This window comes from Rhodococcus sp. Leaf278, from assembly GCF_001426085.1.
Taxonomy (GTDB): Bacteria; Actinomycetota; Actinomycetes; order Mycobacteriales; family Mycobacteriaceae; genus Rhodococcoides.
The window spans coordinates 285682-300335 of the sequence record NZ_LMRR01000042.1 but is presented as its reverse complement, the minus strand read 5'-3'; the positions used below and the strand labels follow the sequence as shown (position 1 = coordinate 300335).

At 64.1% G+C, this 14654-nt stretch carries 15 protein-coding genes, 4 tRNA genes and 2 pseudogenes; 7 read left to right on the top strand and 14 right to left on the bottom strand.

What is annotated here, in order from left to right; all coding sequences use genetic code 11:
- The 4 genes and pseudogenes from ASG84_RS23245 to ASG84_RS23235 all read right to left on the bottom strand — a co-directional run.
- Positions 1-785 (bottom strand): annotated as a pseudogene (locus tag ASG84_RS23245) (acyl-ACP desaturase); the annotation flags it as partial.
- Position 786: 1 nt separating this feature from the next.
- A pseudogene (locus ASG84_RS28405) lies at positions 787-891 on the bottom strand (acyl-ACP desaturase); the annotation flags it as partial.
- Positions 892-1152: 261 nt separating this feature from the next.
- Positions 1153-1228 (bottom strand) — tRNA-Lys (locus tag ASG84_RS23240).
- A 67-nt stretch (positions 1229-1295) separates the two neighbouring features.
- Positions 1296-2549, bottom strand: coding sequence for a lipase family protein (locus ASG84_RS23235; protein ID WP_057479304.1), 1254 nt, complete (start codon positions 2547-2549; stop codon positions 1296-1298).
- A gap of 570 nt (positions 2550-3119) precedes the next feature.
- Between ASG84_RS23235 and ASG84_RS23230 the strand changes: the two genes are divergently transcribed.
- From ASG84_RS23230 to ASG84_RS23205, 6 genes are all read left to right on the top strand, one after another.
- On the top strand, positions 3120-3788 hold the full coding sequence (locus ASG84_RS23230) for a TetR/AcrR family transcriptional regulator (RefSeq protein WP_057479303.1): 669 nt from the start codon (positions 3120-3122) through the stop codon (positions 3786-3788).
- A 79-nt stretch (positions 3789-3867) separates the two neighbouring features.
- A tRNA-Glu gene (locus ASG84_RS23225) sits at positions 3868-3940 on the top strand.
- Positions 3941-4064: 124 nt separating this feature from the next.
- Positions 4065-4138, top strand: a tRNA-Asp gene (locus ASG84_RS23220).
- A gap of 56 nt (positions 4139-4194) precedes the next feature.
- Positions 4195-4271 (top strand) — tRNA-Phe (locus ASG84_RS23215).
- Positions 4272-4388: 117 nt separating this feature from the next.
- Complete coding sequence (locus tag ASG84_RS23210; protein ID WP_057479302.1) at positions 4389-4964, top strand: DUF6584 family protein; 576 nt, start codon at positions 4389-4391, stop codon at positions 4962-4964.
- Between the two features lie 85 nt (positions 4965-5049).
- Complete coding sequence (locus ASG84_RS23205; RefSeq protein WP_057479301.1) at positions 5050-5352, top strand: hypothetical protein; 303 nt, start codon at positions 5050-5052, stop codon at positions 5350-5352.
- Here the strand turns inward: ASG84_RS23205 and ASG84_RS23200 are convergent.
- The 7 genes from ASG84_RS23200 to ASG84_RS23170 all read right to left on the bottom strand — a co-directional run bounded on the left by ASG84_RS23200 (position 5349) and on the right by ASG84_RS23170 (position 10392).
- On the bottom strand, positions 5349-5657 hold the full coding sequence (locus ASG84_RS23200; protein ID WP_057479300.1) for an ANTAR domain-containing protein: 309 nt from the start codon (positions 5655-5657) through the stop codon (positions 5349-5351). The two genes, ASG84_RS23205 and ASG84_RS23200, sit on opposite strands and share 4 nt — an antisense overlap.
- 90 nt (positions 5658-5747) lie before the next feature.
- Positions 5748-6332, bottom strand: coding sequence for a helix-turn-helix domain-containing protein (locus ASG84_RS23195; RefSeq protein ID WP_057479299.1), 585 nt, complete (start codon positions 6330-6332; stop codon positions 5748-5750).
- A gap of 36 nt (positions 6333-6368) precedes the next feature.
- Positions 6369-7280, bottom strand: coding sequence for a pseudouridine synthase (locus ASG84_RS23190; RefSeq protein ID WP_057479298.1), 912 nt, complete (start codon positions 7278-7280; stop codon positions 6369-6371).
- A 91-nt stretch (positions 7281-7371) separates the two neighbouring features.
- Entirely contained in the window at positions 7372-8367 is a 996-nt protein-coding gene (locus ASG84_RS23185; RefSeq protein ID WP_057479297.1) for an NADP-dependent oxidoreductase, read from the bottom strand.
- Between the two features lie 11 nt (positions 8368-8378).
- On the bottom strand, positions 8379-8804 hold the full coding sequence (locus ASG84_RS23180) for an organic hydroperoxide resistance protein (protein ID WP_032377436.1): 426 nt from the start codon (positions 8802-8804) through the stop codon (positions 8379-8381).
- Positions 8801-9259, bottom strand: coding sequence for a MarR family winged helix-turn-helix transcriptional regulator (locus tag ASG84_RS23175; protein WP_057479296.1), 459 nt, complete (start codon positions 9257-9259; stop codon positions 8801-8803). The genes ASG84_RS23180 and ASG84_RS23175 overlap by 4 nt, the downstream gene beginning before the upstream one ends.
- Positions 9260-9357: 98 nt before the next feature.
- Positions 9358-10392, bottom strand: coding sequence for an iron-siderophore ABC transporter substrate-binding protein (locus ASG84_RS23170; RefSeq protein WP_082521169.1), 1035 nt, complete (start codon positions 10390-10392; stop codon positions 9358-9360).
- Between the two features lie 247 nt (positions 10393-10639).
- Here ASG84_RS23170 and ASG84_RS23165 point away from each other — a divergent pair, with 247 nt between their 5' ends.
- Positions 10640-11731 carry a 3-deoxy-7-phosphoheptulonate synthase gene (locus tag ASG84_RS23165; RefSeq protein ID WP_057479294.1) on the top strand — a complete coding sequence of 364 codons (1092 nt, stop codon included), beginning with the start codon at positions 10640-10642 and terminating at the stop codon, positions 11729-11731.
- Here the strand turns inward: ASG84_RS23165 and ASG84_RS23160 are convergent.
- The 3 genes from ASG84_RS23160 to ASG84_RS23150 all read right to left on the bottom strand — a co-directional run bounded on the left by ASG84_RS23160 (position 11728) and on the right by ASG84_RS23150 (position 14643).
- Positions 11728-12348 (bottom strand): alpha-ketoglutarate-dependent dioxygenase AlkB, encoded by a 621-nt coding sequence (locus tag ASG84_RS23160; RefSeq protein ID WP_057479354.1) that lies wholly within the window; start codon positions 12346-12348, stop codon positions 11728-11730. The genes ASG84_RS23165 and ASG84_RS23160 overlap by 4 nt on opposite strands.
- Positions 12349-12448: 100 nt before the next feature.
- Positions 12449-13474 carry an AraC family transcriptional regulator gene (locus ASG84_RS23155; protein ID WP_057479293.1) on the bottom strand — a complete coding sequence of 342 codons (1026 nt, stop codon included), beginning with the start codon at positions 13472-13474 and terminating at the stop codon, positions 12449-12451.
- Positions 13471-14643: a pyridoxal phosphate-dependent aminotransferase gene (locus ASG84_RS23150; protein ID WP_057479292.1), complete on the bottom strand. Its 1173-nt coding sequence runs from the start codon at positions 14641-14643 to the stop codon at positions 13471-13473. The genes ASG84_RS23155 and ASG84_RS23150 overlap by 4 nt, the downstream gene beginning before the upstream one ends.
- Between the last annotated feature and the right edge of the window lie 11 nt (positions 14644-14654).

Below are 14654 nucleotides of genomic sequence, written 5' to 3'. Positions count from 1 at the left end.
TTACGCAGGACCGGCCAGACGACGTCTTCGAGGTGCTGACGCAGGTCGTAGATGCCGTGCTTGGCCATGAGCACACCGTTGCGGCGGAAGTTCGGCATCCCGGCACCGGGCATGACGAAGTTGGTGACGATGTCGGAGACGGCCTGCAGTGTCTGATCGGGGGAGATGTCCATCGCTGCGCCGGTGATGTTGCGGTAGAACATCATGTGCAGGTTCTCGTCGGCGGCGATGCGTTGGAGCATCCGGTCGGCGATCGGGTCGTCGCAGACCTTGCCGGTGTTGCGGTGCGAGACGCGGGTGGCCAGTTCCTGGAAGGTGACRTASGCGACCGAGTGCAGCAGCCCGACCTGTGWTCCGGCGGGGGAGGCGTAGCCGTTGGTCATGTGGATCATGCGGGCTTCTTCGAGGGCGACGGGGTCGACGCCGCGGGAGACGACGAGGTAGTCGCGCATGACGATGCCGTGGCGGTTCTCTTCGGCGGTCCAGCGACCGACCCAGGTGCCCCAGGCACCGTCGCGGGAGAAGTTCTCGGCGATCTCACGGTGGTAGGAGGGCAGGTTGTCCTCGGTGAGCAGGTTGGTGATCATCGCGGCYTGGGCGACGTCGGAGAGCTTGGATTGCTCGGGGTCGTAGTCCTGGCCGCCGAGGGCGGCGAAGTTGCGGCCTTCGTCCCACGGCACGTAGTCGTGGGGATGCCATTCGCGCGCCATCGTGATGTGACGGTTCACGTTGTCTTCGGCAGTGGGTGCCAGCTCCTGCAGAAGCTCGAGCTGTGTCAGATCCCTNGTGGGGATGCCATTCGCGCGCCATCGTGATGTGACGGTTCACGTTGTCTTCGGCAGTGGGTGCCAGCTCCTGCAGAAGCTCGAGCTGTGTCAGATCCCTCGCCATTAGATCGCCTCCATAGATTGCGTACGACCGGTCCAGCTTACGGCGCCGTAGGTTCGGTGTGAACCTCGTCGCGCCTGTTCACTTGCTGTTCCGTCGGTGGTGATGTCCGGTGTCGACCGACGCGAATCCCCCGAATGTCGATCGACCGGTCGGCCTGCGTGAGAAGGTGCAGTTCCCCCTGCACGTCGCTCTGTCTCGGCCGATCGTTACTTCCCAGTGTACGTACCGGACAGGTGTGATCACTGTTACCCGGACGGTGTGTGGTGCCCCCAGTAGGACTCGAACCTACGACCTGCGGATTAAAAGTCCGTAGCTCTACCAACTGAGCTATAGGGGCGCGGCTCGAAAGTGTAACGGGCCGCGCAGTGCTGACGGCATGTACCCCCGACAGTGCCGCCGATGGGTCAGCGTCCGAAGCTGCTGCATCCGGTCGGTGCAGGAATGCCGGCCAATCGGTCGTCGATCCAGGCATACGCACCGGGGATGCCACTGATGGCGACGATGAGGTGTTCTCCCAGATACTCCTCGAGTCTGACGTCCGCTCCGTGAGCGCACCACTCGTCGTAGAGGGTTTCGGCCCCCTCCCGCGGAATCCAGAATTCCTGTTGTCCCTGGTAGATCATCGTGGGCACGGTCGGGGCGAGATCACCGCCGAGGCGAGTGGCCGCGATGACGTTCCGGGCGATCTCGGTGCGATCGACGTTCGGCACGTCCGACAATGCTTGTGCCGGTATCGGGGCGATCGCGCCTCCCGGCGCGAGCAGAGAAACGCACATGTCCTTGGCGACGGTGGCGAGGCGCAGGCCGTTCGCGTTCATCAGCGAGAACATCTCGGGGTATTCGCGGGCCACCCCCAGAGCTGCGGAAAGAAAGAGAGTGGACGCGACGGTTCCGTTCATCGACGTCAACAGAATCCGGTAGTCCGTCGGCGGGCCACCGAACGCCGCACCGACCAGGTTGACCTCCGGTGCGTACGTCGGTGCCAGTTGTGCGGCCCATCCGGTGGCGATCGCCCCGCCCGAATAGCCTGTCACCGCGATCGGCGATGACGCGGACACGCCGATCTGCGGTACTCGGACCATCGCGCGGAGGGCATCGAGCACCGCGTGCGCCGCCATGCGTCCCGCCGCGTACGCCTGCCGCGGACCCTCGTGATCGGTGACGACGACTGCATAGTTCTTGGCCAGGAACGCCTGTACCGCGGGGATCTCGCGGGCAATTCCCCGCGGCAGTGTCCACGACGGTGCACACGTGTTGCCCAGCGAGTTGATTGCCATGTTGTACGCCACCACCGGTCGGCTCCCGCGCCCTGTCCACGGAGCCGAGGGCACGATGACCGTCGTGACGCCGGCAACCGGACGATCCTTGGAATCGTTGGTACGAAACAAGATTTGCGTCGATGTGACGGGGGTGAGCAGCGGCCCGACGGTGACGGGTCGCGTTGCGAGGACCGAGCCAGGGGGTTGCTGTTCGTACCCCGCGGGCGGATCGAACCAGGGTTCGCCGAGCGGGGTCGGCAGGTAGAGGTCTGGATCGGGAACGGGGGCCACGAAGTTGCCGAAGGGGTCTGCCATCGCCGTGCCGGTCGGCGTGAGCATCAGCAGTGAGACCACAAAAAGTGTTGTCAGGGAACGAAATATGCGTACCGAAGCCTTCATGGCATGCACTCGTTTCCGATAGGCCGAGCCGGCTGTGTGATGTATTTCACAGTATGCCGACGCGGTCCCGGGGACTGCGCGATACCGGGAAAGTGTCGAAAACGTTATCGATCAAATTCGTGCGACATCGATTATCCAACATGGTATTTCGTACCCGAAACCGAAGCATCGACTGTAATCGGCTGGTGTTCAACGGCTTTGATCTGTTAACAAGTCTTACAAATCATTTGCGCTCGAGATGTGTTATGGCCGATAGTAATTCGACTTTCAACTGAATTCGTAGGCTGCAGCGCGGGTGTTCGCGATGTGGATCGGGAACGACGCGGTTCGGCGGTCCTGGACGGGAGACGCCCGGCAGAAGACGGCTCGAGTGCGCACCCCCTGCAGCGCACTCGAGCCGCGCAGACCATACCATCGGGCTTGTTTCGGTTGCCTAATCAAATCTTCTGTCGGCAGTGCCCGCCGAACCGAACCGCTGGTGAGTCGACTCGTGTGTCGTTCGGGTGAAGTACTCTCTATCTGTACTACCTGTGGATACGCAGGGCGCTTGGGCTCGGAGGCACGAAGTAAATGGCACAACAGGAGCGCGCACGGCGGACCCGGGCGGCCATCGTAGAGGCGGCGGCGGCGGAATTCGCCAAGCGTGGATACGCAGCAGCATCCGTCAACACCATCTTGGAAGGCTCGAATGCCACCAAGGGTGCGATGTATTTCCATTTCCAATCCAAAGAGGATCTGGCCAGAGCGGTGCTCGCGGCCGGACTGGATCGGTACGTGGCGATAACGGAGAAGTGGGCAGGCACCACCGCACACCCCTTCTATGTCATCCGGGGCATCGTGGACGACATAGCGCAGAACTTCCAGAACGACGTGATCGTGCGTGCCGAATTCCGACTGATAGTCGAGCCGGAGTTCTACGCGGAGGTTCATTCCGGCGGCGGTCGAGTATGGGGAGCGCAGGGGCACAAGCAGGCCGAGCGGGCTCTGGCGATGGGGGACCTCAAGCCGGAGTTCGATGCGGCCAAGTTCGTCCGAGTTCTCGCCGCGTCGATGGCTGGTCAGCGCTACATGTCCGATCTGGTGGCCGACAACGCGGACCTGCGCGAGCGGTTCGAGGAGTCGGTCGAGGTAGTTCTGTTGGCCATGGCGTCGGATCGTTGGCTTGCCGACTTCACCCGGCACGGGTGGGAACAGTTCGGTGAGAACTACGCAAAAACCGCCTCTGACCTGCCGGTTTGAGATTTGCCAGGAAAGTGTCCTAAGCTATCCCAGCTCCCAACGGAACGCCGTTGAGGGTAACGTCGAAGCAGTTCGGCGGGCCCCCTTCGTCTAGCGGCCTAGGACGCCGCCCTTTCAAGGCGGTAGCGCGGGTTCGAATCCCGTAGGGGGTACGTAGGAAGAGATCGGTTTGACAACCCGGTCGGCAGTACAGCAGTCTTCGTCTCACTCTTCACGAGATGCGGATTTGCAGTTCGGAGAGTTACTGCGCTAGAAATAGCGCGGCAACAACAGTAAGGCCCTGTGGCGCAGTTGGTTAGCGCGCCGCCCTGTCACGGCGGAGGTCGCGGGTTCGAGTCCCGTCAGGGTCGCAACATCGGTGCGAAATCACCGACATTGCGATGGCATTGTTTCACCGGTGCCGCCCGGCCAGGTAGCTCAGTTGGTACGAGCGTCCGCCTGAAAAGCGGAAGGTCGCCGGTTCGATCCCGGCCCTGGCCACCACGGTTTTGGATCGACACGCACCTTGAAAGCCCCTTCCGGTATCCGGGAGGGGCTTTTTCGTGGTCACGACGCCTCCGTGCTGTGTCGACAGCGTTCGTCGAGCGATATGGTCGACGCGTGGACGTGATCGATCGAGCGCAAGAGGATCTGGCGCGTGGAGACACCATCGGTGCTCGGGATCGGCTCGTCGGTGCCCTACGCCGGAACCCTGCCTCGCCGAGCATTCTCGAGCTGCTCGCGTACACCTATCTGGTGCTCGGCGATCGCGCTGCCGCCGGCGCGGCATGGTTCCTCACCGACAAGTCCGACGACGATCCAACGGCGTCGGCCGCATTCGCCGCACTGGCGCGAAAGTACAGGTCACCGTTGGCGCTGGCCGAGGCTCTTCCCATCCACGCGCCCTCGGACTGGTATCCGGTCCGTGCTCGGATCCGCCTCGAACGACTCGGGGCGGCTGTGGAAGCCAATGGTCAGCGCTGGGTGCCGCCGCGTGACGTCGTCTACTTCGACGAGGACGGGCTGAACTCCGACGACTTCTACGATTCGACCGTCGATACTGGAGATGCCGAATACGACGGCGACCGAACCGGGTCGAGCTACCGCTCGGTGCGACAGCGTGCGATCGCGGCTGCGATCGTCATCGCAATCGCGGCCACGTCGGCGTCGGTGGTTCTGGCGCTCATCTTCGGGTGACGATCGGTTCCGGGACGAGCGACTGCGCGCTGAGCGTAGAGTCGCAAAGGAAATTCCGGACGACGACCGAGGGCGACTTCTTTTCATGGGCACAGTGAACGGCGCACCCTCACCGGCACCGAGGGACGACAACTATGCCGTCAATCTAGAACAGGCGCGGGTCTTCGCCCGAGGCTTGGCCGAACACATCAAGACGTGCTCGGCGTCCATCGAAAGCGCACAGAACAAGGCATTTCGAGCTCGGGCGGACCGCGCAATATCCCGAGCCCGAGCGTTCGAGTCCGAGGCATCGACGCTGCGGGCCGAGCTCTACGAGATGTACCGCCATATCGATGCGATGACGGCCCGGTTTCCGGAACTGCGCACCGATCCGGCCGTCCGCGGTTAGCCCGTCGGCACCGCTGCGGAATCGGTGACGGTGCCGAACGTGGCCTCGGCACCGCGACGGCCCAGGGCCGAGCCCCACGTTGCGTACACGGCATCGGTGGTCGAGGACCGGGTGATGTCGCGGCCCTCCGCGACGGTGATCAGGGTGCGGGACAGATCGAACAGGCTGACTCGATGATGCCGGGCCGTTGCGAACAATTCGTCGATGGCGTCGGCGACGGATCCACCGTGAATGCCGATCAGCACTCCGGTCGCGATGTCCACGTCGGTGCGAGACGCAGGTGAATCAGGCAGTCTGTCGGTCATCTTTTTCCTCGAGATGGTGTTGTCGGTGCGGATGACCGAGGCGGAATCTGGCGTCGAGCGGGCTTCACTGTCTCACACGGACACGACATTTCATACCGTCGGTTTTGCCCGCACGTGCATCCGCTCGCCCTGGGGTCCGAACAGGCTCAGCAGCTCCACCGGCCGGTTCCCGACGGCACCGAACCAGTGCGGCACCCGGGTGTCGAATTCGGCCGCCTCACCGGGTTTCATCGTCAGATCGTGCTCGCCGAGAATCAGTCGCAGGGTGCCGTTCAGCACGTAGAGCCACTCGTATCCCTCGTGCGTTCTGGGGCGAGGCTCGGAGTCCTCCGGCTTCACGAGAAGCTTGTAGGCCTGCAGTCCGCCCGGACGCAGGGTCAGGGGAAGAATCGTCACGTGTTCGCGAACAGTGGCCGTCGTGCGCACCCGTGGGTCGGCGACAGGGGGCGCTGTCACCAGGTCGTCGAGCGGCATCTGATGAGCCCGAGCTATCGGCCACAGAAGTTCCAGGCTCGGTTTGCGGTCGCCGGATTCGAGACGCGAGAGCGTGCTGATCGAGATTCCCGTGGTCTCGGACAGTGACGCCAGCGTGGTGTTCTTCTCCATCCTGATGCGCTTGAGACGTGGACCGAGGCCGGCGATGACCTCGTCGAGGCTCAACGATGCTTCCTTCATCCCTGTATTGCAGTTTCGGCAAACGAATTTGTCAAGTCAGGTGAACAGTTGCGCGGGAGGATCGAGACTCCGATTGCTCTCGAACCGTCGAACCAGCCCACTGAGCGGATCGACGAATTCGATCGAGCGGGCGAGCAGCCGGAGTGGATCGGAGTAGTCGTCGTCGGCGACCTCACGGAACGAGGGATAGAAGTTGTCGCCGACGATCGGAATTCCCAACGAGTACAGATGAACCCGAAGTTGGTGGGTCTTACCGGTGCGGGGGTGCAATCGATACCGGCCGTAGGATCCGATGGTGTCGACCAGATCGACGAGTGTCTCGGCGTTGGGTTCACCCGCTACTTCTCGGGCCTGAAGAACGCCGCGCTCCTTGATGATTCGGCTGCGTACCGTCAACGGGAGATCGATGTCGGTTGCGAGTGGGGCAATGGCCTCGTACTGCTTGGTGATGGTGCGTTGAGCGAACAGTTCCTGGTACGGCCGGCGAGCCTGTTGCCGCACGGTGAACACGAGAACGCCTGCCGTGAGCCGGTCCAGACGGTGCGCCGGGCTCAGCTCGGGTAGGTCGAACCGGCGTCGCAGCAGAACGAGGGCCGAGCGAGCGACGTAGGCGCCGCGCGGAGTGGTGGCCAAAAAATGCGGCTTGTCGACCACCAGTAGATTCTCGTCGCGATGGAGGACGTCCAGGGAGAACGGAACCGTCGGCTCCACCGGCGGATCGCGGTAGAGGTAGATGTCGGCACGCGGCCTCGCGATCGTCGCCCCATCGATGGGAATGCCTGTTGCGTCGACGATTTCACCGCCCGCAACTTTCTCGGTCAGCCTCGCTGCGTCCTGCGGGAACCGTGCACGCAGGTACTCGAGCACGGTGGCTCCGGTTGCGACATCGGGCATCCGGACCCGAGTGGGGTCGAGGCCGTCGCGCAACGGCAGTGGGGCGGCAGGCATGCATCGACTGTAAACGGTCCGAGCATGGAAACACCCCGGCCGGAATTCCCGGCCGGGGTGTGGTCTGTGGTGCAACCGCTCGGGTTTCGACCTAGATGGTGACGACCATCTTGCCGGTGTTCTCGCCCTTCATCAGACCGATGAACGCCGAAGGAGCGTTGTCGAGACCGTCGACGACCGTCTCGTCGAACTCGATGGCACCGCCGTTCAGCCACTCGGTCATCTTCGCGCGGAATTCCTCGGTGACGTGTGCGTAGGAGCCGACGATGAAGCCCTTGAGTGTCAGCTCCTTGCCGATGGCCAGCACGAGGTTGCGCGGAGCGGGAGTGGGCTCCGTGGAGTTGTACTGAGCAATGGCTCCGCACATGGCAATTCGGCCGTACCTGTTCATCGAATCGATAGCGGCTTCGAGGTGCTCACCGCCGACGTTGTCGAAGTACACATCGATACCGTCCGGTGCGGCCTTGCGGAGCTGCTCGGCAACCGGACCGTCGTGGTAATCGAATGCTGCGTCGAAACCGAGCTCGAGCAGGCGAGCGACCTTGGCGGGAGATCCCGCACTGCCGATGACGCGGGAAGCGCCGAGCGCCTTGGCGATCTGGCCGACGAGCGACCCGACTGCGCCGGCAGCGCCGGAGACGAAGACGACGTCACCCTGCTTGAACGAGGCAACCTCGGTCAGTCCGGCGTACGCCGTCGTTCCGGTCATTCCCAGTGCGCTCAGGTAGGCGGACGCCTTCGCGGCCGAGAGATCGACCTTGCTCGCTCCGGTGGCCGGGACGATGGCGAGATCACGCCAACCCTTGCCGTGCAGAACCGCATCGCCGACGGCGAAGCCCTCGGCCTTGGACTCGACGATCTCGCCGACGGCACCGCCGTCGAGTGGTGCATCGATCTGGAACGGCGGGACGTACGACTTGACGTCGTTCATCCGACCACGCATGTACGGATCGACCGACATCACGATGTTGCGGACGAGGATCTGCCCGTCTGCGAGTTCGGGGAGGTCGACGTCCTCCGCGCGAAAGTTGTCTTCGGTCGGCCAGCCTTGTGGACGTGACGCGAGGTGAATTTCGTGTGCCTTCATGGTGATGATTCCTACTCGTCTTCGGTGACAGTGACGGTGACGTCGATGTTGCCGCGGGTGGCGTTGGAGTACGGGCACACCTGGTGGGCCTTGTCGGCCAGGGCTTGTGCATCGTCGCGGCTCAGGTTCGGCAGCGTCACCTCGAGGGTGACGGCGAGCTGGAAGCCGCCTGCGTCGTTGGGTCCAATGTCGACGCGAGCGCCGACGGCCGAATCGGTGACGTCGGCCTTGTCCTGGCGCGCCACCATCTGCAGTGCGGAATGGAAGCATGCGGCGTAACCGGCGGCGAAGAGCTGCTCGGGGTTGGTGCCGTTGCCGCTGCCGCCCATGGCCTCCGGGATGGCGAGGTCGAGATCGAGGCGTCCGTCGGAGGTGCGGGCGTGGCCGTTGCGGCCTTCTCCGGTCGCGAGGGCTTCGGCGGTGTAGATGGTCTTCATGATTCTCCTTCTGTCATAAGCGAATCGGTGTGATGCAGAGCGCTCGTCAATGCGTCGAGCGCGTCCTTCAGTCTGACGAGATCGTCGACTCCCATGCCGGTCTTCTCCGCCAGTTTGCGGGGGATGTCGAGTGCCTTTGCGCGCATGGCGCTACCGGTCTCGGTGAGGTGGATTTCGACGCGACGTTCGTCGGTGCTCAGTCGTCGACGCTCGATGAAACCGAGACCTTCGAGTCGCTTGAGCATCGGCGAAAGCGTGCCGGTGTCCAGATCGAGTTCGGCGCAAATTTCTTTGACGCCGCGTCCGTCCTTCTCCCACAGCACCAACAGCACGAGGTACTGCGGGTAGGTGACGCCGAGCTCGTCGAGCATCGGGCGATACACCGCAGTCGTAGCCCGCGATGCGGAGTACAGCGCGAAGCACACCTGACGGTCGAGTGCGAGTTCGTTGGTCACGAGAAGAACAGTAGTGCACGTTTAAGTTGTGCGCAACCTAAAATCCCTCGTGCGCGTTTTGCGTACTCCTGAACGCGCAAAACGCGCACGACGAGGGATCAGCTCTGCAGGGCGCTCTTCAGGCCGTCGAGCACGATGGTTGCCGCCGTCGGGCCTGCGTTGAGGTACCAAGGATCGTCGTCGACGCGCACGATGTGGTTCTCGGTGGCTGCGCTCATGCCGGTCCACAGCGGGTTGGTGGTGTACGACGAATCGGCATCCGCGTCCTGGCTCGACACGAACACCCAGTCGGCGTTCGCGAGCTGAATTTCCTCCTCGCTGAAGTCCTGCGAGGTCTTGTCGAACTGCTGACTTTCGGGCCGTGCCAGGCCGGCGTCCCAGGCGATGTAGCCGGCGAACGAGGGCACGCCGAACACTCGCGCCCGATCCGCGGTGAAGCGGACGAAGGAGACCGTGGGCGCGCCGTTGCCGGAAACCGAATTACCCAGTGCTGCAGCGTCGGAGACGAAGGTATCGATGAAGCTCTGCGCTTGCTCGGTTCGGCCCAGCGCGTCGGCGAGCAGTAGGAAATCCTGCTTCCAGTTCACTCCGGTGCCTTCGGTGAGCACTGTCGGTGCGATGGTCGAGAGCGTCGGGTAGATGTCTTCGGAGCCGGTCTTGTTCGCCAGGATGAGGTCGGGTTCGGTGGCGGCGATGGCCTCGATGTCGACGCTCTGGCGGTTGCCCACGTCCACCACCTGCGTCAGCTGGTCCGTGTACTGAGGGAACGAGAAGCTGATGTAGTCGGGCACCAGGTCGGCACCGTCACCGTAGGCGGCTCCGGTCGGAACGACGCCCAGTGTGAGGGCCGCGTCGAGCTGGCCGGTAGCGATGACGACTACCTTCTTCGGTTCGGCGGGGATGTCGGTGGAGCCGCCGAAATGGCCGACCGTGCGCGGGAACACTCCGTCCGAAGCTCCCGAACCCATTCCGTCGGGGATTCCGGTCGGTCCCGGTGTGTCCGTCCCGGCGTCACCGGTGGCCGCTTCGGTACTGGTGGAGAAAGTGGCGGTCTGCTCGGCGGTGCCGGCGCAGGCGACAGTGGTCAGCGCGGTGACGGCGGCGATCGTGGTGGCCAGGAGTAGACGTTTCACTTCGTTCTCTTTCACAGATCGGACGTAGTCAGGGAACCCTAGCCTAAAACTGTCCGAGCTGACTTCGCGATCGATCCATCTGTTACGGTGCTCTGCATGCAGCGCATGTATTTCTGGTTTAGCAGGCCGGCCCCGGGTGGGTCAGCCAGCGACGCCATGCGCTGACCTCCACCCCACGAGCCGGATACAGACCGGCTCGAAGTGTGCGTGGAGCATGTTGAGCCGGCCTGGGAACAGGAACCCTCTCATGACGCTCTCCCTCGACACCCCGTCACTCGATGATCAACGGACGATCAGCATCAGTCCGCTCGTTGCGCCGTCGGTCGTGCGCCGCGAACATGCAGTCGACGACGCGATCTCGGCGAGTGTCCGTACCGGACGCTCCGGTGTCGTCGACATTCTCGACGGCCGCGACGATCGACTGATCGTCGTCGTCGGGCCGTGTTCGGTGCACGACACCGATGCTGCCCTCGAGTACGCCCGCCGGCTTGCCGCCACGGCAGCCGAGCTGGGCGATCGACTGCACATCGTCATGCGGGTCTACTTCGAGAAGCCCCGGACGACGCTGGGGTGGAAGGGCCTGATCAACGACCCGCACCTCGACGGCAGCTTCGACATCAACGAGGGCCTCCGAGTGGGACGCCAACTGCTGCTGGACATCTCGGCGCTCGGCCTGCCTGTCGGATGTGAATTCCTCGACCCGATCACCCCGCAGTACATCGCAGATCTGGTGAGCTACGGTGCCATCGGAGCACGGACCGCTGCGAGCCAGGTGCACCGGCAGCTGTGCAGTGCGCTGTCGATGCCAGTGGGGATCAAGAACTCCACCGAGGGCGACATCCAGGTAGCGGTCGACGGAACCCGTGCTGCGGCCGCGAGCCATGTCTTCCCCGGCACCGATCTCGACGGCAAGGCGGCGCTGATTCGGACCGTCGGAAACCCGGACTGTCACGTCATTCTCCGCGGGGGCGTCGACGGACCGAACTACGATGCCGAATCGGTCGCCGATACCGTTGCGCGACTGCGTAATTCGGGTCTGCCGGAGCGTGTCGTCATCGACGCCAGTCACGGCAACAGCCGCAAGGACCACAACAAGCAGGTCGACGTGGTCACCGATGTGGCCGGCCGAGTCGCAGCAGGCGAACACGGCATCGTCGGGCTCATGCTCGAAAGCTTCCTGGTGGCGGGGCGTCAGGATCTCGAACTCGGCCACCGCGAGGAGCTGGTGTACGGGCAGTCGATCACCGACGCCTGCCTCGACTGGGAAACCACGGCAACACAATTGAATGCCCTCGCTGCGGCCGTGGAGGCGCGTCGGAGCTCGCGTACCGCGCGTTAGCGGACCCCGCGCGGCCGGAACTGCACGCTGATGCGTGGGCCGGTCGCGCGGGTGGACTTGGGTATCGCGTGCTCCCACGTCCGCTGACAGGATCCGCCCATCACCACCAGATCTCCGTGTCCGAGCGTGAACTTCAGCGACGTACCGCCGCCGCGAGGCCGAAGCATGAGTTGTCTTGTCGCACCGAGCGAGACGATCGCCACCATGGTGTCCTCGGTGGCGCTGCGGCCGATGTTGTCGCCGTGCCAGGCGACGCTGTCGGACCCGTTGCGGTAGTAGCACAGCCCTGCGGTGGCGAAGGATTCACCGAGTTCGGCGCGGTAATGATCGTCGAGCGCGTCACGCGCCTCGTACAGTGCCGCGTTCGGCCAGCGCTCGCGCTCGGCGTAGAACCGGACCAGGCGTGGCACGTCGACCACGCGGTCGTACATCTGTCTGCGTTCGGCGCGCCAATCCACGTCGGTCACCAGGGAGTCGAAGAGGTGGGAATCGGACAACCAACCCGGGCGTACGTCGATCCAGGCACCGAGCGTGAGCTCCCGTCGGGTGACGGACTGCAGCGACCCGACGCCACCGTCGTCGTCACCGAAGAGCGAACCTTGCATCGCGAGCGACATGGTTCGACTGTATCGAACAGGTGTTCCCATTTCCACCGACCGGCGGTATTGTCCCGACGTGGTCGATTGCGGCCGACCCCCGAGGGCAACGAGTTCTGCGTCAGCTGAGCCGGTACGAGCCCGGGGTCTGACCGGTCCAGCGCTTGAACGCACGGCGGAACGCGCTGGGTTCGGAGAAGCCGAGTCGGGCCGAGATGTCGTCGACGCTGTCTCCGCGGCTCAAACCGGAAATTGCCGCATCGCGCAGTACTTCTTCGCGCAGTTGGTTGATCGAGGTGCCCTCCTGCCGAAGGACGCGTCGCAGGTGCGGCGGACTGATGTTGAGCATCGCGGCGATGTCGTCGGTGCCCGGCGCGCCGCCCTTGAAGCCGGTCTCGAGCGCCCGGCGAACCTGGCTCGACGCGGTGCTGTCGTAGTCCCTCGACGAGAACAGCAGATTGGGTGACTCGGCGAGATACTCGGCGAGGGTGTCCTCGGTCTGCACTATCGGTGCTCGCATCACTGCACTGTCGAATTCCAATGTGGCACGGTCGGTTCCGAACTCGACGTGCGTCCCGAAGATGGAGTCGTACATCTTTCCGGCCTCGGGGCCGGGGAGCGAATACGGAAGCTGCACCGACAGCAGTTTGACCCGGTTCCCGATGAGCCACGCCGCGAATCGATGCAGCAGAATCAGCAGGAAGTCGGTCAGCAAGCGTTCGGCGAGGGCGTTGGCTTCCGCACTCAGATGAGTCGTGGGCGTGACGTGGACCGTCAACACCATGGACTCCTCGGTTCGGTCCAAGGTCATGGGGCGCACCGGAATCAGCACCCGCATGGTTTCGGACATCCTGATCAGCGCCGCCCAGAGGTTCTCCGAGTGAATCAGGGTCTGGCAGATCACGCGAAAGCTGCCGCGCCGCACCGGTACTGCGGCGAGGCCGAACAGTTCATCACCGGTCATCGCCCACACTGCCTGGGTGAAGGCGGTGACCTGGCGGGTGGTCAGCCGTTCGGCCGGGTTTCCGAGAATGGTCGGCCCGATCCCGGCCATCGACAACGGGTAGGTCAAATCCATCCCGCCGCTCGTGGCGAGGTCGACGGCCTGCCTCACGAAATACGCCGGGATCGTCGGCTGCGGAGTCACAATCTCCGTAACCTCTCGGCTGCGTCGGCGAGTACCTCGTCCTGCTTGCAGAAAGCGAAGCGCACCAACGACTTCCACGGAGCAGGTTCGTCCACGAAGGCCGTGACCGGAACCGCGGCGACGCCCACCAGATCCGGCAGGGAACGGCAGAATTCGTACGCGTCCCCACGCTCGATCGGCGCTATGTCCGCGCACACGAAATATGTTCCGGCGCTGTACTTCACGTCTGCGCCGGCAGCCGCAAGGGCAGCCGAGAGCGTGTCTCGTTTACGCTGCAGACCGTCGCGCATCGAAGCGATCCACGGCTGCTCGTGCTCGAGGGCGTAGGCGACGGCCGGCTGAAAGGGAGTGCCGCCGACGAAGCTCATGAACTGTTTGGCGGCGCGGACGGCGTCGATCAATCGGGAAGGGCCGAGCGCCCAGCCCGTCTTCCATCCGGTCGCGTTGAAGGTCTTCGCGGCACTGGAGACAGTGACGGTGCGCTCGAACATCCCCGGCAGGGTTGCGATCGGCGTGTGCACCGTTCCGTCGAAGGTCAGGTGCTCGTAGACCTCGTCGGTGAGGACGAGCAAGTCGTGTTCGACGGCGATCTCGGCGATACGCACCATGGTGTCGCGGTCGAAGACGGTACCGGTGGGATTGTGCGGCGAGTTGACGATCAGCATGCGTGTTCGGGGACCGACGGCACGACCGAGCGCGTCGGTGTCGACGGTCCACCCGTTGCCGTCGGACACCAGCGGCACGGCGGTGCGGGTCGCCCCGGCAAGAGCCACGGCGGCCGCGTACGAGTCGTAGAACGGCTCGATCAGCAGCACCTCGTCACCCGGCTCGATCAGGCCGAGTAGCGAGGCGGATATTGCCTCGGTGGCACCGACGGTGATCAGAACCTGCGAGTCGGGGTCGTAGCGCAGCCCGAATCGCCGTTCCCGGTCGGCTGCAACGGCGTTGCGCAGTACCGGCATGCCGGGGCCGGGGGAGTACTGGTTGAGTCCGTTCGCAATGGCCTCACGGGCGGCCTCGAGCATGGCAGGCGGCCCGTCGGTATCGGGAAATCCCTGCCCCAGGTTGACGGCGTTCTTCGCCACCGCCAGAGCGGTCATTTCCGCGAAGATCGTCGATGCGAACGGGCGCAGGCGCGCCACCGTGCGCGAGGGCAGCATCTCGGACATTCGTCCAGCGT